The sequence below is a fragment of the Pseudomonas sp. P7548 genome (assembly GCF_013386585.1).
Lineage (GTDB): Bacteria > Pseudomonadota > Gammaproteobacteria > Pseudomonadales > Pseudomonadaceae > Aquipseudomonas.
In genome coordinates, this window is the sequence record NZ_JACARO010000010.1 from 1 (window position 1) to 20,655 (window position 20,655).

The 20,655-nt window shown below is 62.4% G+C and carries 14 protein-coding genes; all 14 read left to right on the forward strand.

The window, feature by feature from the left end; translation table 11 throughout:
• Window positions 1-4,157 (forward strand): S-layer family protein (locus tag HX803_RS04625; protein ID WP_256732806.1); only part of this gene is annotated, 4,157 nt, incomplete at its 5' end.
• A 41-nt stretch (window positions 4,158-4,198) separates the two neighbouring features.
• Window positions 4,199-5,713, forward strand: coding sequence for a TolC family protein (locus HX803_RS04630; protein WP_178919307.1), 1,515 nt, complete (start codon window positions 4,199-4,201; stop codon window positions 5,711-5,713).
• Window positions 5,703-6,308, forward strand: coding sequence for an adenylyl-sulfate kinase (gene cysC / locus HX803_RS04635; RefSeq protein WP_178919309.1), 606 nt, complete (start codon window positions 5,703-5,705; stop codon window positions 6,306-6,308). The genes HX803_RS04630 and cysC overlap by 11 nt, the downstream gene beginning before the upstream one ends.
• A 9-nt stretch (window positions 6,309-6,317) precedes the next feature.
• Window positions 6,318-6,572, forward strand: coding sequence for a DUF2789 domain-containing protein (locus HX803_RS04640; protein WP_178919310.1), 255 nt, complete (start codon window positions 6,318-6,320; stop codon window positions 6,570-6,572).
• An 88-nt stretch (window positions 6,573-6,660) separates the two neighbouring features.
• Window positions 6,661-8,193, forward strand: a complete 1,533-nt coding sequence (locus HX803_RS04645) for a Fic family protein (protein ID WP_178919311.1) — start codon at window positions 6,661-6,663, stop codon at window positions 8,191-8,193.
• A 293-nt stretch (window positions 8,194-8,486) separates the two neighbouring features.
• Complete coding sequence (locus HX803_RS04650; RefSeq protein ID WP_178919352.1) at window positions 8,487-8,897, forward strand: MarR family winged helix-turn-helix transcriptional regulator; 411 nt, start codon at window positions 8,487-8,489, stop codon at window positions 8,895-8,897.
• A complete protein-coding gene (locus tag HX803_RS04655; protein ID WP_178919313.1) occupies window positions 8,894-10,972 on the forward strand; it encodes an FUSC family protein in 2,079 nt (692 codons plus the stop codon). The genes HX803_RS04650 and HX803_RS04655 overlap by 4 nt, the downstream gene beginning before the upstream one ends.
• Window positions 10,969-11,178: a DUF1656 domain-containing protein gene (locus HX803_RS04660; RefSeq protein ID WP_012721577.1), complete on the forward strand. Its 210-nt coding sequence runs from the start codon at window positions 10,969-10,971 to the stop codon at window positions 11,176-11,178. The genes HX803_RS04655 and HX803_RS04660 overlap by 4 nt, the downstream gene beginning before the upstream one ends.
• Window positions 11,175-12,065, forward strand: coding sequence for an efflux RND transporter periplasmic adaptor subunit (locus HX803_RS04665; protein ID WP_178919314.1), 891 nt, complete (start codon window positions 11,175-11,177; stop codon window positions 12,063-12,065). Before HX803_RS04660 ends, HX803_RS04665 begins: the two co-directional genes overlap by 4 nt.
• Window positions 12,062-13,504, forward strand: a complete 1,443-nt coding sequence (locus HX803_RS04670) for an efflux transporter outer membrane subunit (protein WP_178919315.1) — start codon at window positions 12,062-12,064, stop codon at window positions 13,502-13,504. The genes HX803_RS04665 and HX803_RS04670 overlap by 4 nt, the downstream gene beginning before the upstream one ends.
• Window positions 13,505-13,585: 81 nt before the next feature.
• A complete protein-coding gene (locus tag HX803_RS04675; protein WP_178919316.1) occupies window positions 13,586-14,218 on the forward strand; it encodes an NADH:ubiquinone oxidoreductase subunit N in 633 nt (210 codons plus the stop codon).
• Between the two features lie 148 nt (window positions 14,219-14,366).
• Window positions 14,367-15,863, forward strand: coding sequence for a YdgA family protein (locus tag HX803_RS04680; RefSeq protein WP_178919317.1), 1,497 nt, complete (start codon window positions 14,367-14,369; stop codon window positions 15,861-15,863).
• A gap of 299 nt (window positions 15,864-16,162) precedes the next feature.
• Window positions 16,163-18,643 (forward strand): poly-beta-1,6 N-acetyl-D-glucosamine export porin PgaA, encoded by a 2,481-nt coding sequence (pgaA, locus tag HX803_RS04685; protein ID WP_178919318.1) that lies wholly within the window; start codon window positions 16,163-16,165, stop codon window positions 18,641-18,643.
• A gap of 12 nt (window positions 18,644-18,655) precedes the next feature.
• Window positions 18,656-20,653, forward strand: a complete 1,998-nt coding sequence (pgaB, locus tag HX803_RS04690) for a poly-beta-1,6-N-acetyl-D-glucosamine N-deacetylase PgaB (protein ID WP_178919319.1) — start codon at window positions 18,656-18,658, stop codon at window positions 20,651-20,653.
• The last annotated feature ends 2 nt before the right edge of the window (window positions 20,654-20,655 follow it).

Here is a 20,655-nt window from a genome sequence, read left to right on the forward strand (position 1 = left end):
TGGTGACCATCACCTTCAGCCGGGCAGTCACCGGGTTTACCAACGCCGACCTGACGATTCCCAACGGCACGCTGACGTCGGTCAGCAGCAGCGACGGCGGTCTGACCTGGACCGCGACTTTCACGCCGACCAACAACATTACCGACAGCACCAACCTGATCACCCTCGACAACACCGGGGTGACCGCCATCAGCGACGGCGTGGCGGGCGTCGGCACGACCAGCTCGGTCAATTACGCGATCGATACCGCACGGCCGACCGTGACTGTCGTGATGTCCGACACGGCGTTGAAGATCGGCGATACCTCGCTGGTGACCTTTACCTTCAGCGAGGCGGTGACCGGCTTCACCAACGCCGACCTGACCATCGCCAACGGCACGCTGAGCGCAGTGAGCAGCAGCGACGGCGGCATCACTTGGACCGGAACGTTCACCCCGACGGCCAGCATCACTGACACCACCAACCTGATCTCCTTGGACAACACCGGTATCGCTGACCTGGCCGGCAACGCCGGCAGCGGCACGACTGATTCGGCCAATTACGTGATCGATACCGTGCGGCCGACCGCGTCCATTGTGGTTGCCGACACCAGTCTGGCGGCGGGTGAAACGTCGCTGGTGACCATCACCTTCAGCGAAGCGGTCAGCGGCTTCACCACCGCCGACATGACAGTGGCCAACGGCACCCTGACCGGCCTGAGCAGCAGCGACGGCGGCATCACCTGGACCGCCACGCTGACGCCGACCAGCAACATTACCGACACCACCAACCTGGTCACCCTGGACAACACCGGGGTCGTCGATCTGGCCGGCAACGCCGGCAGTGGCACCACCAATTCCAACAATTACGCGATCGACACTGCGCGGCCGACCGCGACCATCGTGGTGGCGGACAACGCGCTGAAAATCGGCGAAACCTCGCTCGTCACCATCACGTTCAGCGAAGCGATCACCGGCTTCACCAACGCCGATCTGACGATTGCCAACGGCACGCTGACGGCGGTGAGCAGCAGCGACGGCGGCATTACCTGGACGGCGACGTTCACGCCGACCACCAGCATCACCGACGCGACCAACCTGATCACGCTGAACAATACCGGTGTTGCTGATCTGAACGGCAACGCCGGCAGTGGCACCACCGACTCCAACAACTACGCCATCGATACCGTGCGCCCGACCGCAACCATCGTGGTGGCCGACAATAACCTGCGGATCGGTGAAACCTCGCTGGTGACCATCACCTTCAGCGAGGCCGTGACCAGTTTCACCAACGCCGACCTGACCATCGCCAACGGCACGTTGAGCGCAGTCAGCAGCAGCGATGGCGGCATCACCTGGACGGCAACGTTCACGCCGAGCGCCAGCATCACTGACACCACCAACCTGATCACCCTGGATAACACCGGCATTGCCGACCTGGCCGGCAACGCCGGCAGCGGTACCACCGATTCGAATAATTACGCGATCGATACCGTGCGCCCGACCGCGACCATTGTGGTCGCCGACAGCAACCTCACGGCCGGTGAAACCTCGCTGGTGACCATCACGTTCAGCGAAGCGGTGAGCGGTTTCACCAACGCCGACCTGACGATTGCCAACGGTACGCTGACGGCGGTGAGCAGCAGCGACGGTGGCATCACCTGGACGGCGACCTTCACCCCGAACGTGGGTGTCAACGACGCGAGCAACCTGATCGTGCTGGCCAATACCGGCATCGCGGATCTTGCGGGCAACGCCGGCAGCGGCACGACCAACTCCAACAACTACACCATCGACACCGTGGCACCGACCGCAACCATCATCATTGCCGACAATGCGCTGAAAATCGGCGAAACCTCGCTGGTGACCATCACCTTCAGCGAGGCGGTGACCGGTTTCACCAACGCTGACCTGACCATTGCCAACGGCACGTTGAGCGCGGTCAGCAGCAGCGACGGCGGCATCACCTGGACGGCGACCTTTACGCCGACCACCAGCATCACCGACGCCACCAACCTGATCACGCTGGACAACAGCGGCGTGCAGAACCTGAGCGGAAACGCCGGCAGTGGCACCACTGACTCGAACAATTATTCAATCGATACCGTGCGCCCGACCGCCACCATTGTGGTCGCCGATACCGCGCTCGGAGTCGGCCAGACCAGCCTGGTGACCTTTACCTTCAGCGAGGCCGTGACCGGTTTCACCAATGCCGACCTGACGGTCGCCAACGGCACACTGAGTGCTGTGAGCAGCAGTGATGGCGGGATCACCTGGACGGCCACCTATACGCCGGCCGCAGGTATCACCGATACCACCAACCTGATCACGCTGGACAACACCGGCATCGCGGACCTTGCGGGTAACGCAGGCAGCGGGACTACCGACTCCAACAACTATGCCGTCGACAGCCAGCGCCCGACCGCGACCATCGTCATGAGCGATTCCAGCCTGCGGCCAGGTGAAACGTCGCTGGTGATCATCACGTTCAGCGAAGCGGTGACCGGTTTCGACAACGCTGACCTGAGCATCGCCAATGGCACGTTGAGCGCTGTGAGCAGCAGCGATGGCGGCATCACCTGGACGGCTACATTCACGCCGAACATCGGGGTTACCGACCTCACTAACCTGATTGTGCTGAACAACACCGGTATTTCCGACCTGGCTGGCAACACCGGCACCGGGACTACCAGTTCGGCAAATTACCAGGTGCAAACTGAGGTGCCGACCGCGACCATTGTCATCGCCGCCCCCTCGCTCAAGGCCGGGGAAACCTCGCTGGTGACCATCACGTTCAGCGAAGCGGTGAGCGGCTTCACCAACGCCGACTTGAGCATCGCCAATGGCACGTTGAGCGCTGTAAGCAGCAGCGATGGCGGCATCACCTGGACCGCCACTTTCACACCTGGCAGCAATGTCACCGACGCCACCAATCTCATCACCCTGGATAACAGTGGCGTGTCGAATGGCTCGGGCAACGCGGGCGTGGGGGGCACCGATTCCAATAACTACAGCATTGACACCCAACTCCCGACCGCAACCATTACCGTGGCCGACAACCAACTTGGCATTGGCCAGACGACGACCGTTACCATCGCTTTCAGTGAAGTGGTGAGCGGTTTTGACCTGTCTGACCTGAGTGTCGCCAACGGTGTGTTGTCCAACTTGATGAGCGCCGACGGTGGCAAAACCTGGACCGCAACCCTGACGCCGACCGCGGCGGTTACCGACGCCACCAACCTGATCGTGCTGGATACCAGCCAGGTGAATGACTTGGCGGGCAACGCAGGGGCCAGCATTGCCATATCCAACAACTACGGTGTGGACGCCGACCGCCCCACTGCGACCATTACGGTGTCCAACCCGAACCTGACCGTGGGCCAGACCAGCACCGTGACCTTCACCTTCAGCGAGAAAGTCACCGGCTTTGATTTGTCGGACCTGAGCGTGGCCAATGGTGTGTTGTCCAACCTGGCCAGCAGCGATGGCGGCAAGACCTGGACGGCCACCCTGACGCCGACGGCGAACATCACCGACCCGAGCAATTTCATCACCCTCGACACCAGCCTGGTCACCGACTTGTCGGGCAACGCCGGTAGCGGGTATGCCAACTCCAACAACTATGGGATCAACACCATTGCGCTGACGGGCGACCCGTTGTTTCGCACCACCAACCCGGCGCCGCCACAAGGCGCGCCCGACGCGCCGTTGCAGCCGATCATCTACGGCCAGCCTACCGGCAACCTGGGTTCACCCCTCAGTTTCCCGCCGTTGTTCGAGCCGCGTGAACTGGGTGGCGGGTTACCCCCCGTGGGCAGCATTTTTATCAATCGTGGCGAGTTGGCCCCTAGCTTCCTCGCGCAAGTGTTCAACACGGACGGTGGCGGGGATGGCGCCGGCAAGGGCTTCCTCGGTTTTGGTGGCGGGGACGGCGGGATCTTCGGGGCGAGCACCCTGTCGACACTGTTCAACCGCGACAGCGCTGACGACAGCGGTTTCAACGCGTTCGAGAGCAAATCGATCAAGGGCGTTAGCGACCCGGCCCAAGGGTTGCGTGGCGTGTTTGGCGCGCCAACCCTTGGCCAGCAATTGCAGCAGATCAAGGACACGGAACAACGCCAGGTGGTTGACCTGGCGCATGCACTGCAACAGGTCGGCATCAGCGAAATGCAGGCCTGAACACACTTAACTCAAGGCGCAGTAACAGGGGCAAGACAAGGATGAAGACAGGTCATAAGGTGTGCGGCATCAGCTTGCTGGTGCTGGCGATCAGTGGTTGCGCGGTTACCAGCCAGCCGATTGAGCGCAGTGTCAGTGAGCAGCGAGCCCGCAGCGACCTGCAAGGCATGTACAAAGATCAAGAGCCGCTAAATGGCCCGCTGACACTGCACCAGGCTATGGCCCGTGCGGTGAAATACAACCTCGAAGGCCGCCTGAAAGTCATGGAGGAAGCCCTGGCCAAGCGCCAGTCCGACCTCTCCAGTTTCGACATGCTGCCGCGCATGGCGCTGTCGGCAGGCTACGCCGGGCGCAACAATACCAACGCCTCCAGCAGCCAGAGCGTGCTCACCGGCACCCAATCCCTGGAACCGTCGACCTCCCAGGACCGCGACCGCCGCGTGGCCGACCTGACCATGGTGTGGAACGTGCTCGACTTCGGCGTCAGCTACATCAGCGCCAAGCAGCAAGGCGACCAGCGCCTGATCATCCAGGAGCGCCGGCGCAAGGTGATCAACACCATCGTGCAGGATGTACGCTCCGCCTACTGGCGTGCCGTGGCGGCCGAGCGTTTGCTGACCCAGATCGACAGCCTCATGGCCCGGGTCGACCAGGCCCAGACCAACAGCCGCAGCATGAGCGAACAGCGCATCGGCGACCCGGTGCAGGCCCTGGGTTATCAGCGCTCGCTGATCGAAGCCACGCGCCAACTGCAGGAACAGCGCCGTGCGTTGTCCCTGGCCAAGACCGAACTGGCCACCTTGATCAACCTGCCAATGGGCACCGACCTCAAGCTGGCCACGCCGGACGACTACGACGTGCCCCAGCTCAAGGTCAATCTGGCGAGCCTGGAGCAAGAGGCCCTGGCCAACCGTCCCGAGTTGCGCGAGCAGGACTACCAGACCCGCATCAGCGCGGCCGAAACCCGCAAGGCCATGTTGCGCCTGCTGCCGGGCCTTGAGTTCTCCGCCGGCGGCCATTACGACAGCAACTCGTTCCTGACCGACAACCGTTGGGCCGACTATGGCGCCAAGATCACCTGGAACCTGTTCAACGTGATCTCCGCACCGGCGGCCATCGATGTCGCCAAGGCCGGTGAAGAAGTCGCCACCGCGCGGCGCCAGGCGATGTCCATTGCGGTGCTGGCGCAGGTCTATGTGGCCAACGCCAACTACCAGGACGCGGTGCGCCAGTTCAAGACCAACGACCAACTGGCCAATATCGACGGGCAAATCCTCACGCAACTGCGCAACCGCCACGAAGCGGCAGGTTTAGGCGAACTGGACCTGATCCAGGGCGAGCTCAACACCCTGCAAGCCGACCTGCGCCGCGACCTGGCCTACGCCGACCTGCGCAACGCCTACGGCCAGATCTTCGCCAGCGCCGGCCTCGACCCGCTGCCGGAGCAGTTGGACTCGGACCGCGTGCAGACCATCGCCACGGCGCTGGCCAGCCGCGAGTCGGCGTGGGCGGCCGGCAACATCGCAACGCCGGCGCCGCGTCCCGTTGCCCAGTAACCTGGTGGCGCCGACGGCGAGCATCAGCCGCCGTCAGCGCGAGGCGCGCAATGGGCATCGCGGTGTGGCGATCCTGCTCACCGGGTTGCCCGCGTCCGGCAAATCCACCTTGGCCCAGGGGCTGCAAGCGGCCTTGTTCGAACAAGGCCGCCACAGCATCGTGCTCGATGGCGATGCCCTGCGTGGTGGCCTTAACAAAGACCTCGGCTTTGCCGACAGCGACCGCCTGGAGAATATCCGCCGCGCCAGCGAGCTGGCGGCGTTGCTGGTGGAAAACGGGCAAATCGTGGTCCTGGCGATGATCGCGCCGTTGGTGGAACTGCGTGCAGTCTTCGCCGAGCGCCTGGGCGCCGATTATCGGGAAGTGTGGTGCAGCGCCTCGTTGGCGGTGTGCGAGGGACGTGACCCCAAAGGCCACTACGCCCGCGCCCGCAAAGGCGAATTACCCGGCTTCACCGGCATTGGCTCACCCTACGAACCGCCCCCCCATGCCTCGCTGGAACTGGACACCGGCGTGCTCTCGGCCCAGCAATGCGTCGAGCGGTTGCTGGGCTGGTTGGCGCCTGGGCTAGACTCTGGGGAGCCGTCTTTCTAGGAGCCTCCCATGGAATCGCCTGTGCACAGCTTGCCGTCTCTGTTCAAACAGCTTGGTCTGCCGGATGACCCGGTAAGTATCGAGAAGTTTGTGGCAGTGCATTCGCCACTGAAGCCTGAGTTGCATCTGGCGGATGCGTTTTTCTGGACGGAGAACCAGAAGAAGTTCTTGCGTAATGAAATTCTGGAAGATGCAGATTGGGCCGAGGTGGTGGACGAACTGAATCTTCTGCTGCACAGCGCAAGAGGGGTGCAAAAAACTTAGCGAATAGGCAGAAAGTTGAAAAAATCTGGTGTTGGTTGAAAAAATCTGGGCTTTAATCGCGTAAGTGAACTTTTTCTGAGGTTGCGCGATGTCTCTGGTTGGTTACGCCCATCTTCATCAATTGCTCGGGTTAAAAGCGACTGCTCCTGCTCGTGCCGCGATGATCAAGCCCGTTACGCGGATCTCGATAATTGGTGACTGCCTGGCGGTTCCTCATACCGTGGCGCCTTCAGCCGACGCGATACTCGACCACATTCTTTTCGCACTCAAACATGAAGGCATCAACCTCGGCATCCTGGCTCAGGCGCTCGAAGCGGTTAGCCCGGACCAACTGTTGCAAGAGCTGAAAAAAGCCCCCAACGGCGTGTTCATTCGCAAGGTCTGCTACCTCTGGGAAGGCTTGACGCTTCAACGGCTGGACTACGATAAGCCAATCAACAGCCGCGTTTCACCCTTGTTTGATCCACAGCGCTACGTGACTGGACCCTCAACACGTAATTCGCGTTGGCGTATCGATTTCAATGGTCTGGGCTCTTTGGCTTATTGCGTGACAGTTGAACGCACGCCTGAAATCGAAGCCTTGTTGAACCTGGACATCCTGGGCCGTGCCAAGTCCTTCATGGCTACCCTTCCATCTGAAATGATGGACCGCGCCATCCAATGGGCCTATCTCCATGAAACCCGCGACTCGTTCGCCATCGAAAAAGAACAACCCAGCGAAGAAAAGTCGCGCCGTTTCGTCCAACTGCTACGCCAAGCCCATGAAGGCCGGCTGCTGACTGAAGACTATTTGGTAGAGCTGCAAAACAGCACTGTCTCCAACCCTTTCGACAAAGCCGTTGCATTCCGCCACGAACAAAACTATCTGCACAATGGTTTGCGCGGCGCGGCGGGCGTCAGCTATGTACCACCCGCACCTGAGCTGTGCCAGGAACTGATGGAAGAGTTGATGGCCTTTGCCAGTCAGCCTGTGCGTGAGGTTGACCCGCTTGTGGCTGCGGCCGTCACCGCCTTCGGCTTTGTGTTCCTGCATCCGTTCATGGACGGTAACGGACGTCTGTCGCGATTCCTGATCCACCAGACACTCTGCCACTTCGGTGCACTGGAAAACGGCCTGTTGCTGCCCGTTTCCGTTGCGATGAAACACGAAGAGCAAGCCTACTTGGAGACACTCAAGGCATTTTCCCAGCCGACTCGAGACTTCTGGAATGTTACCTGGCTGGACGGTGAGCAAATGGCTTTCGAGTTCATTGGCCACTCCGCCATCTACCGCTACTGGGACGCCACCCGCTGCGTCGAATTCACCCTGCAGATGGCCAGGCGTGCGCTGGAAGTGGAATTGCGCGAAGAGACCGAGTTCCTCGACCGCTACGACCGTGTGATCAAGGCCGTGAACCAGCGCTATGACGTGCGCGGGAGTGATTTGTCCAAGCTGGTGATGATGTGCCTGGATAACGACGGCAAGGTGTCCAGGCATCGGCGCAAGCAGTTTCAATACACCGTGCCGGAGGAGGTGTTTGAGTTTATTGAGGAGGAGGCAGGGCGGGCACTGCTAGACCGCTTGGAGAGGGCAGACGAAATCCAGCGCCATCTGCACGACCAAGCCGAACAGCAATCTTGAAACCTGCACTGATCCAAATGTGGGAGCTGGCTTGCCTGCGATAGCGAAGTGTCAGTCGATATCTCTCTCGACCGGACTCAGGTCATCGCAGGCAAGCCAGCTCCCACAGGCGTTTTGCAGTGTCAGAAAATTCTGCACCCACGCTTAAACCCGCTTTACTTACCTCTATCCCCAGCCGCCCATCCATAAATTGTTTCAAAACTTGACGACATTGGATCCATCCACCATATTGATAGTTAGCAAACTAACTGTATGCGAACTATCCAGTGTCCCAGACCCTCGAACAACTCCAGATGAACCTCAGCAGCAGCATGGTGGTGGGCGCCCGCAACTGGCGCAAAATCTGCCAGACCACGCTGGTGAGCTACGGTATTTCCGAAGCCTGCGCCGTGCCGCTCTTGATGATCGGGCGTCTGGGCGACGGTGTGCATCAGGTCAAGGTGGCCCAGGCGTCGGGGATGGAAAGCCCGTCGCTGGTGCGCCTGCTCGACCAGTTGTGCGCAGGCGGCTACGTGTGCCGTACCGAAGACGTCCACGACCGCCGCGCCAAGGCCCTGAGCCTCACCGAGCGTGGCCGCGAGCTGGTGCAAGCGGTGGAGGTGCAACTGGTGCGCCTGCGCAAGGAAGTCCTGGCCGACATCGCGTCCGCCGATCTGGAGGCTGCGCTGCGGGTGCTGCGCGCCTTTGAGGCGGCCTCGCTTTGAACGGATTCTTTACCGGTTTTCCACCAGCACGCGACTGGTTCTACGGGGTGCGCACGTTCGCCGCGTCGATGATCGCGTTGTACATCGCCATGCTCATGCAGATGCCACGGCCGTACTGGGCGATGGCCACGGTGTACATCGTCTCCAGCCCGTTTGTCGGGCCTACCAGTTCCAAAGCCTTGTACCGCGCCATCGGCACGTTCATGGGCGCGGCGGCGGCGGTGTTTTTCGTGCCGATGTTCGTGCAGTCGCCCTATGTGCTGGTGGTGGTGATTGCTTTGTGGACAGGCATTTTGCTGTTCCTTTCCATGCACCTGCGCACCGCGAACAATTACGCGCTGATGCTGGCCGGCTACACCTTGCCGCTGATCGCCTTGCCGGTGGTGGACAACCCCCTCGCCGTGTGGGATGTGGCCGAAGCGCGTACCGAAGAAATCTTCCTTGGCATTGCCGTGGCGGCGGTGGTGGGTGCGATGTTCTGGCCGCGGCGCCTGGCGCCGGTGTTCGATGGCTCGGTGAGCAAGTGGTTTGCCGACGCGCAGGTCTACAGCCAGCGCTTTCTGACGCGCAACGTGGAGCCCGAGGAGATCAGCAACCTGCGCGGCGGCATGGTCGCCACCTTCAACACCCTCGAACTGATGATCGGCCAACTGCCCCACGAAGGCGCGCGGCCGCAGACGGTGCGCAATACCAAGGAACTGCGCGGGCGCATGATCCATCTGCTGCCGGTGGTGGAAGAACTCGACGACGCGCTGTACGCCATCGAGCACCGTGCGCCGGCGTTTCTCGACCGCCTCACGCCGTTGCTGGACGCGGCGAATCAGTGGCTGGAAAACACCACCGAAAACGCCACGCTGGACAGCTGGCGCAGCCTGCGTGATCAGATCGACGCCCAGCAGCCTACCGGTGAAGCGCTGGACGATCGCCACACCCTGCTGTTCTCCAACGCGCTGTATCGCCTGGCCGAATGGGTCGACCTGTGGCAAGACTGCCGCAGCCTGCAAGCCGCCATCCAGTGCGAAAGCCAAGACACCTGGCGCGCCGTGTACCGCCACTGGCGCCTGGGCCGCCTCACGCCATTCCTGGACCGTGGCCTGATGTTCTATTCGGCGTTCTCCACCGTCAGCGCGATCATCGTGGCCTCGGTACTGTGGATCCTGCTGGGCTGGACCGACGGCGGCAGCGCGGTGATCCTGGCCGCCGTGGCCTGCAGCTTCTTTGCGTCGATGGACGACCCCGCACCGCAGATCTACCGGTTCTTTTTCTGGACCGCGATGTCGGTGTTGTTCGCCAGCCTCTACCTGTTCCTGGTGCTGCCCAACCTGCACGATTTCCCGATGCTGGTACTGGCGTTTGCCGTGCCCTTTATTTGCATCGGCACGCTCACCGTACAGCCGCGTTTCTACCTGGGCATGCTGCTGACGCTGGTGAACACCTCGTCGTTCATCAGTATCCAGGGTGCTTATGACGCGGACTTCCTCAACTTCGCCAACGTCAACCTGGCCGGGCCCGTGGGGCTGCTGTTCGCCTTTGTGTGGACGTTGATCGCACGGCCTTTCGGCGCCAAGCTGGCCGCCAAGCGCCTGACCCGTTTCAGCTGGCGCGACATTGTCGGCATGACCGAGCCCGCGACCCTGGCCGAGCACCGTCACATGGCCGCGCAGATGCTCGACCGCCTGATGCAGCACCTGCCGCGCCTGGCCCTGACCAACCAGGACACCGGCATCGCCCTGCGTGACCTGCGCGTGGCGCTGAACCTGCTCGACCTGCTGGCCTATTCGCCGCGCATCCTCGGCGTGCCACGGGTGCTGCTCAATCAAGTGGTCGAAGGCGTGGGCGGCTATTTCAAGGCGTGCCTGAAAGCCGGTGAACGCCTGCCTGCGCCCAGCGGTCTGCTGATGACCCTGGACCGCACGCGCCGCGCCCTCAACGGCCAGGGCCTGCAAGACGAAGACGACACCCGCGTGCACTTGCTGCATGCGCTGGCTGGCCTGCGCCTGGCGTTGTTGCCGGGGGTGGAATTCATTGGCGGCACCGAGATGGAAGCGCCGCTACCTGATGGAGCGCCTTTATGATCGGTGATCTGGATATCAGCGGGGTTTTCTTGCCCACGCTTCTGGTGCTGATGGGCATTACGTATGTGTTGTTCCTGGTGGTGCACGGGTTGTTGACCCGCGTCCACTTCTATCGCCTGGTCTGGCACCGGGCATTGTTCAATGTGGGGCTCTACGCGCTGTTGCTGGGCGCCGTGGACTCACTCAGTCGATACCTGATGACATGAAAAAACCTTTTTTGACCATCGGCCGTGTAGTCCTGACGTTGTTGATCGTGACCTTCGCGGTCGTCGTCGTGTGGCGCATGGTCATGTACTACATGTTTGCGCCCTGGACCCGTGACGGGCACATCCGTGCCGACATCGTGCAGATCGCCCCGGACGTGTCCGGGTTGATCCAGCAAGTGGAAGTGCGCGACAACCAACTGGTGACCAAGGGCCAGGTGCTGTTTGCCGTGGACCAGGACCGCTTCAAGCTGGCCCTGCGCCAAGCCCAGGCCGCCGTGGCCGACCGCCAGGAGACCCTGGCTCAGGCCCAGCGCGAGTACAAGCGTAACCGTGGCCTGGGCAACCTGGTGCCGAGCGAGCAACTGGAAGAAAGCCAGTCCCGCGTGGCGCGTGCCCAATCGTCGCTGGCCGAAGCGCAAGTGACGGTGGACGCCGCCCAGCTCAACCTCGACCGCTCGGTGATCCGCAGCCCGGTGGACGGCTACGTCAACGACCGCGCACCGCGTACTCAGGAGTTCGTTACAGCTGGGCGCCCGGTGCTGTCGGTGGTGGACAGTAACTCTTTCCACATCGACGGCTATTTCGAAGAGACCAAGCTCGACGGCATCCACGTCGGCATGGGCGTGGATATCCGCGTGATCGGCGACAACGCCCGCCTGCGCGGCCACGTACAGAGCATCGTCGCCGGCATCGAAGACCGCGACCGCACCAGCGGCTCCAACCTGCTGCCCAACGTCAACCCGGCGTTCAGCTGGGTGCGCCTGGCCCAGCGGATTCCGGTGCGCATTGCCTTTGACGACGTGCCAGCGGACTTTCGCATGATCGCCGGGCGCACGGCGACGGTATCGATCATCGCCGACACGGCCAAAGACGGAGACAAGCCATGAAGCGGCTGTTGGCAACCGCTGGGCTGGGGTTGTTGCTGTCGGCCTGCCAAATGGTGGGGCCGGATTACAAGCTGCCGGACAACGCCGCCGTCAACCGAGGCGACCTGCAAGGGCAGATCGCGGGCGATGGGCACAACGTGGTGTCGGCGCCGGTGCCGGCCGACTGGTGGAAGCTCTACCACGACCCGCGCCTGGATGAGCTGGTGCGCCAGGCCATGGCGTCCAACACTGACCTGCGCGTGGCGGCCGCCAACCTGCAACGCTCGCGCTACCAGGTGCAACAGGCTGAGTCCGCCGGGGGCTGGAACGCCGGTGCGAAGGCCGAAGTACAGCGCCTGCAGGAATCCGGCGAAGCGTTTTTGCTGACGGAAAAAGTCCCGGTCGCCAACATTGGCAGCGCAGGCATCACCACCTCGTACCAGTTCGACCTGTTCGGCACCTTGCAGCGCGGCATCGAAAGCGCCCAGGCCAGCGCCGACGCGGCCCAGGCCGCTGCCGATATCGCACGCATCACGCTGGTGGCGGATGTGGTGCGCTCCTACACCCAGGTATGCGCGGCGAACGAAGAGCTGGCGATCGCCAACGAATCCCTGGACCTGCAAGCCCAGAGCACCAAGCTGACCCAGCGCCTGCGTGACGCCGGGCGCGGTGATGAAACCCAGGTGACCCGCTCGCAGACCCAATACAAATCCTTGCGCGCCGATATGCCGCGCTACGCAGCCGCGCGCCAGGCCGGGCTGTTCCGCCTGTCGATGCTGCTGGCCAAGCCGGTGGACCAACTGCCGGCCGGCACCGGCACGTGCGCCGAGCTGCCGCACATCGCCCAGTTGCTGCCCGTGGGCGATGGCGCCGCGCTGCTCAAGCGCCGTCCTGACGTACGCCAGGCCGAGCGCCAGTTGGCGGCCGCCACCGCCCGAATTGGTGTGGCCACAGGGGCGCTGTACCCGGACATCAGCATCGGCGCTACCGTCGGCACGGTCGGTATCCTCGATGACCTGGGCACTGCGCCCACCAACCGTTGGGGCTTCGGTCCACTGATCAGCTGGTCGGTGCCGACCAACGGCGCGCGGGCGCGTATTCATGAGGCCGAAGCCGTCACCCAGGGCGCCCTGGCGCACTTTGACGGCGTGGTGCTCAACGCCATCCGCGAAACCCAGACAGGCCTGGCGCAGTACACCGCTCAGCTGCAACGCCGTGACGCCCTGGCCGATGCCGGCGAGTCGGCCAAGGAAGCGTCGGAGCAGACGCACCGCTTCTTCCAGGCCGGGCGCGCGTCGTTCCTGGCCGACCTGCAAGCCACCCGCACCTACACCGATGTACGGGCGCAGCTCGCGGCGGCCAACACCCAGGTTGCCATGAGCCAGATCGATCTGTTCCTGGCCCTCGGCGGCGGTTGGGAAAGCGGACGAACGCAAGCGTCACAGCCCGGCAAACCCTGAACGAAACGCTATGCTTTGTCAGGTGAGGCGCCGTGACGCCTCACCTGACACTGCTCGCGTTTGCTCATGGGGATTCCAATAATGAAAAACCCTTATGCTCCCGCTTTCTGGTGCGTGTTCTTCGCACTGGTGTTGCTCTCGGCTGCCTATTTCTACGGCGTCATGCTGGCCCATCAAATCGACAAGGCCATGGTGTTTCTCGACAGCGCCTGCGCGGTGATCGGCACCTTGTCCATCGGCGTGGTGGCGTGGGCGTCGTACCAGAATCAACGCGTGAAAAAGCGGCTGCTTGAGCAAGGCAAGACCCGCGTGGCGATCTGGGACACCAAAGTCGCCCTGCGCCGGGTCGAAACCGTGTTCGACCGCTATTTCTGGGGCAGCTATTGGCAACCCGGGCGCACCTTCCAGGAAGTCATGGGCGAACTCACCGGTACGCCCCTGGAAAAAAGCCTCGAAGCCCTGAAAAAACAGTGTGTGCTGCTCGACCAGCAGGTCGCCGATGGCCGGCATTGGCTGAACAATGCGCGGGAATTGTCCGATGTGGCCAACCAGATGGCGCGCGAACGTTACCAACTGGATTTCTGCGATCCCAAGGCTGACACCCCGGGCAATGCGGTGATTCACCGCGAGTTTGAGGTGCTGGTGTACACCTGGACCGCCCGCCTGAAGAGCTTTGACCACCAGCTCGATGAAATCGATATGGAGTATTCCTGAACCAAGTACCGACTTGATCGCTCTGAGAAAACTGGGCCGTGCGCGGCCGCCAGTGCTAATCTTCCCCCGTTTTCGGCGGGCTTGAGCCAACCCCCTCGGGGTTCAAGGAAGACAGCCCACTTCTCACAGGATTTGATCAGGTCACTTCATGAATAAGCCAGCCGTTGTTTTCTTGGGTTTTGTTGTCGCCGTGGGCGCCGTCAGTGCAGGCGGTGCCTGGTACACCGGCAAGCAACTGGAGCCCGTGCTGCAAACCGCGATCCAGAACGCCAACAAGGAGATCCAGACCTCCCTGGCCGGCGTCGACGGCACGGCGACCCTTGAGCTGGTCTCCCTGGACCGTGGCGTATTCAGCAGCACCGCCCACTACCGCCTGAAGGGGCAAGGTTCGGTATTCGGTGAAGACAACCCGAACCCTGAGCTGCTGTTCGTCGATCACATCGAACACGGCCCGCTGCCGTTCTCGCGTCTGGTGACCTTGAAGTGGTTGCCGGTCATGGCCACCAGTCACTACGAACTGGAAAAGAACGCCACCACCGAGAAATGGTTTGCCGCCAGCAAAGACGTGTCACCGCTCAAGGGCGTTGCCAGCATCGGCTACAACCGCTCGGTCACCGGCAACGTCGAACTGCTGCCCCTGGAGCTCAAGGACGATAAGTCTTCGGTGAGCTTCTCTGGCGCCAACATGGACTTCGACAGCACCGCCGAAGGCCAGAAGGTCAAGGCCAGCGGCTACATGAACAGCCTCAAGGTGGCCGTGGTCGACGCCAACGGCGAACCGCTTGAAGCCGAACTGGCGGGTTTGACCGTGGCCAGCAACTTGGAGAAATCCACCTTCGGCTTCTACACCGGGCAGAACACTGTGGAGCTGACCGACACCAAGGTCACCTTCGGTCCGCAGAAAGCCGTGCTGACGCTCAAGGGCTTCGAGCAGAAAGACTCCAGCGAAACAAAGGACAACAACCTGGCCGGCCGCGTCGACTACAAGATCGACGAGATCGGTTATCAGGGCAAACCTGTTGGCTCGGCCGCCATGGCCCTGAGCATGAAGAACGTCGACATCCCGGGCATGCTGGTGCTGACCAAGCTTTACCAGGAAAAGATGCAGCCGGTGCAAGCCGCCGCCGCAGCCGGTGAGCCAGTGCCTGAGCTGCAACTGACTGAAGCCGAACAGACCTTGGCCGAAGCCAACGTCAACCAGGTGCTGGCAGCCAAGCCGCAGCTGGCGGTGGAAAACCTGTCGCTGAAAACCACCCATGGTGAAAGCAAGTTCAACCTGCTGGTCGACCTGACCAAACCAACGTCCATGGAGCTGCCACCGGTTGAGCTGGGCAAGCAGATGGTGGCGTTGCTGGATGCCAACCTGACCCTGTCCAAGCCAATGATCGCCGACGTTTCCGCCCTGCAGGCGCAGGCCGGTGGTGTGACCGATCCGAAAGCCATCGAGCAGCAATCCCAGATGGCGGCCGAAATGGTCAGCGGTGTGGCGGTGGGTACTCAACTGGCAACCCTGGTCGGCACCGATGTGGTGTCAAAGCTGCACTACGCCAACAATGAAGTGACCTTCAACGGCCAGAAGATGACCGTCGAGCAGTTCTTGAGTTTTGTGATGGCCAAGGTCGGTGCGGTCGGCGGTGCGCAGTAAACATTTCTACATCAAGCAGAAATAAATAGTGTGGGAGCGGGCGTGCTCGCGATAAGGGTCAAACAGTCGACACTCGTGCCGGCCAGCGACCCGTTATCGTGGGCAACTCCGCTCCCACACTGGTTTTTTCCAAACAAAGACAATTCTGAACAATTGTTTTGAATTGGACTTTTCCCTACATTCCTAATGGATAGTTCCTACAGGAAAGCTAGGTCGGGTCACTAGACGCCGACACCCTGATGCAAATTGCTCAGGACCACCTATCGTTACAGCTTTCCGTGTGTAAGGAAGCTCACGATATGCTGCGAAACCTACCACTCAGTGCTTCAGGCCGGTTGCGACTGCTCATCGGGGCAGCCTTATGCAGCCAACTGCTGATGCCTGCTTTCGCTTTGGCCGATCCGGCCTATGACGCGCTGATCATTCAGGCGCGCAACGGCAATTTCACCCCCGCCCTGACCCAATTGCGCCAATTGCCTGCCGAGCGCCAGACGCCGGGGCAGATCAGCGATCACCTGGTGATTGCCGGCTGGGCCGGGCAGGATGCCGAAGTGCTGAAGGTGTACGAGGCCCAGGGCAAGAATCGCAACCTGAGCACCCAGGCGCTCGCCACGGTTGCGCGCACCTATCGCAACCAGAAGCAGTGGGCCCAGGCGACGGCGGTCTACAACCAGGCACTGTTGCGTGAACCGAACAATGTCGACCTGCAACTGGGCCTGGCGCTGACGCAGGCCGACGGTGGCCAGGCCTCTGAGGCCGTGCAGCGCACTCGCGCGCTGGTGGCGGCCAACCCGAACGATCCCAACCGGCGCATGGCGCTGGGCTACGCGCTGACCCGCGCCGGCTTGAACTACGACGCGCTGTTCGAATTCGACCAAGCGTTTATCCGTGCCGGTGACAAACCCGAAGTGGCCCGTGAATACATTGTCGCGCTGCAAAAGGCCCGCCTGCCGGAACCGGCACTGCGTCTGTCGGCCAAGCGCCCGGGCCTGCTGGATGAGGTCACCCAGCGCCGCCTGGAAGGCGACCTGGCAGCCGAGCGTGTGCGCATGGCCGAGTTCGCCACGCGCACCGAGCAGGAGCGCTATGTGATCGCCGACCGTGCCCTGCAAGACTACGACAAGCTGCTCGCCCGCTGGACCCCGGACGCCAGCGCCCATGACGACGTGGTGCGCTGGCGCATCGACCGCTTGGGTGCGCTCAAGGCGCGCGCACGCACGGCAGAGGTGATTCGCGAGTACCAGACCCTCAATGGCGAAGGGGTGCAACTGCCCACGTACGCGTTGCGCTGGGTGGCGGCGTCCTACCTGGACCAGCGCCAGCCGGAAAAAGCCGAACCGCTGTACCGCCAGGTGCTGACCGCCCCGGATGCCGACGCCAGTTACCGTGTCGACGACAGCACGGCGTTGTTCTATGCCTTGCTGGAGAGCGACAAGGTGGAGCAGGCCCGTGAAGTGGCCAACAACCTGGCCAAGGAGCAGCAACCGCGCGTCGAACTCAAGGGCCTGCCTATCGGCAACCCGAATGACAACTGGATGGATGCTCAACAACTGGCCGCTCAGGCTGGCACCTACGGCGCCGACCTGCCCGCCAGTGAAGCGGGGCTTGAAGCGCTGGTGCAAAAGGCCCCGGGTAACGTCGGCCTGCGCCTGGCCCAGGCCGACATGTACCGCGCCCGGGATTGGCCACGGCGCGCCGAAGGCGTGCTCAAGGAAACCGAAGCCCAGGCCCCGCGCGATATCGGCCTGGAAGTGAACCAGGCCTATACCGCCATGGACCTGCAGGAGTGGCGCCAGCTCGACCTGCTCACCGATGACGTGCTCGCCCGCAACCCGGACAACCGCCAGGTACAGCGCCTCAGCCGTTTGCGCGACGTACACGATATGGCTGAGCTGCGTGTCGAGGCCTACACCGGGAAAAGCTTCGGTGGTGGCAACAACGGTGACGCGGGCGCCGTCTCGGGCAGCCGCGACTGGGGCATTGAAAGCCGGCTCTATACGCCGCCCATCGACGAAGACTGGCGCCTGTTCGCCGGTGCCGGCTATGCCCGTGCCGATTTCGAAGAAGGCACCGGCCAGCATCGTTGGCAGACGGTAGGCGTGGAGCGGCGCACCCGCGATATGACGATTGAAGCCGAGGTCTCCAACCATTCCTATGGCGATGGCTCCAAACAGGGCGCCGCGGTGTCGATTGCCCGCGACATCAACGACAACTGGCAATACGGCGGCAGCCTCGGCTACCTGCTGTCCACCACACCGCTGCGGGCGCTGAATGACGGCGTCACGGCCAATGGCGGCAGCGGTTTTATTCGCTGGCGCGCCAACGAAAGCCGCGAGTGGAAACTGACCCTCAGCCCTTCCCATTTCAGTGACGGCAACGACCGCTTCGAAGCCCTGCTCAGTGGCCGCGAGGGCCTCTACAGCTCGCCGAAGGTGCAAGTGGACCTGGGCCTGGAAGTCGGTGCCAGCCGCAACAGCAAGGAAGATACGGTTTACTTCAACCCGAAGTCGGACTTCACCGTGTTGCCCGTGATCAACGTCAACCATGTGCTCTATCACCGTTACGAGACCCAGTGGAGTCAGCAGTTCCAGATCGGTGCGGGGACGTATAGCCAACAGGATTACTCCACGGGTGGCATTGGCCTGGTGGGCTACGGCCAGCGCTTTCGGTGGAACGATGTACTGGAAGCCGGCGCCAACCTGAGCCTGATCAGCCGACCTTACGACGGTGATCGCGAACGCGATCTGCGCCTGCTCGTCGACCTCACTTACCGTTTCTAGAAGAGCCTGACCATGACCGTCCTCAGCCGTTGCTTGTTGATTCTGGGCGTATTGCTGGCCAGTGCCTGTGCCCAGCAGCCCGCGCCCTTCACTCCACCCGCCGAGCGGCCCACTCCGGCCAACGAACTGGCGTGGCCGAAAAACCATTTCCTGGGCATTGCCTACCACGACGTCGAGGATCGCGACCCCGATCAGGCGGTGGTCGCGGTGCGCACCGAGCGTTTGATCGAGCAGTTGGCCTGGTTGCGCGAAAACGGCTACCAGGCGGTCAGCGTCGACCAGATCCTGGCCGCCCGCAACGGTGGGCCGGCGTTGCCGCCCAAAGCCATCATGCTCAGCTTCGATGACGGCTATTCCAGCTTCTACACGCGGGTGATGCCGATCCTGCGGGCCTACCATTGGCCGGCCTTGCTGGCGCCGGTGGGTTACTGGATCGACACGCCGATGAACCAGCCGGTGGATTTCGCCGGCCAGCCAAGGCCGCGTGGTGAGTTCCTGACCTGGCAGCAGATCCGCGAAGTGTCCCAGTCGGGCCTGGTGGAAATCGCCGCGCACACCGATGCCAGTCACACCGGCATCCTGGCCAACCCCCAGGGCAACCTGGAACCGGCGGCGACGTCGTTGCGGTTTGACCCGGCCACGGGCCGCTATGAAAGCCAGGCCCAGTTCGACGCGCGGATGCGTGCCGACGTGGTGGCGATCACGCAAAAAATCCAGAAAGTCACCGGCAAGAAGCCTCGCGTATGGGTATGGCCTTACGGCGCCGCCAAAGGCACGTCACTGGCCATCGTGGGCGAGCAGGGCTATCAGATGGCCCTGACCCTGGAAGATGGCCTCGACAGCTCCAATGACTTGATGAACAGCCCGCGCTTCCTGGTGGCCTCCGACCCGGATGGCGAGCATTTCGCCAACAGCATGGTGGCGGTGCAGGCCAAGGCACCGCTGCGCGTGCTGCATGTGGACCTGGACAACGTCTACGACCCTGACCCGGCCCAGCAGGCGCGCAACCTGGACGTGCTGGTACAGCGTGTGGTGGACATGGGCGCGGGCACTGTGTTCCTGCAAGCTTTTGCCGACCCCAAGGGTGATGGCCTGGTACACGAGTTGTATTTCCCCAACCGCCACCTGCCGGTTCGCGCTGACTTGTTCAACCGCGTCTCCTGGCAATTGCACACCCGTGCCCATGCTGCGGTCTATGCCTGGATGCCGGTGCTCAGTTTCGCCCTTGACCCCAAGCTGCCACGCGTGACGCGCTGGGACCCGCAAACCGGCAAGGTCGGCCTGGACCCGGACCAATACAAACGCCTGTCACCGTTTGACCCGCAGGTGCGCAAGATCATCGGTGAAATCTATGAAGACCTGGCCCGCAACAACGCCATCGACGGTGTGCTGTACCACGACGATGCGGTGTTCAATGACTTCGAAGATGCCAGCCCCGCTGCGCTCAAGGCGTACGCCGCCAACGGCCTGCCGAACACCATCGAGGCCCTGCGTGCCGACCCGGCGGTGATGCAGCGCTGGACGCGCTTCAAGAGCCGCTACCTGATCGACTTCACCAATGAGCTGACCGCCAAGGTGCGCGCTATCGGCGGGCCGCAGGTGCAGACCGCGCGCAACATCTTCGCCGAGCCGATGCTCAACCCCGGCAGCGAAACCTGGTTCGCGCAGAACCTGGATGATTTCCTCCAGACCTACGACTGGACCGCGCCCATGGCCATGCCGCTGATGGAAGGCCAGGAGTACAAGACGTCCAACGCCTGGCTGGAACAACTGGTGGCGACGGTCAAGCAGCGGCCCGGTGCGCTGGAGCGCACGGTCTTCGAACTGCAGGCCAAAGACTGGCGGACCAAGGAAGCGCCAGACATCGACGCTGCGCAGATGGCGGAGTGGATGGGGGTGCTTAAACGCCAGGGGGTCAGGAGCTTTGGCTACTACCCGGATAACTTCCTGGAAAATTCCCCGGACTTGAAGACAGTACGTCCGGCCCTTTCCAACCAATGGAACCCTTGACC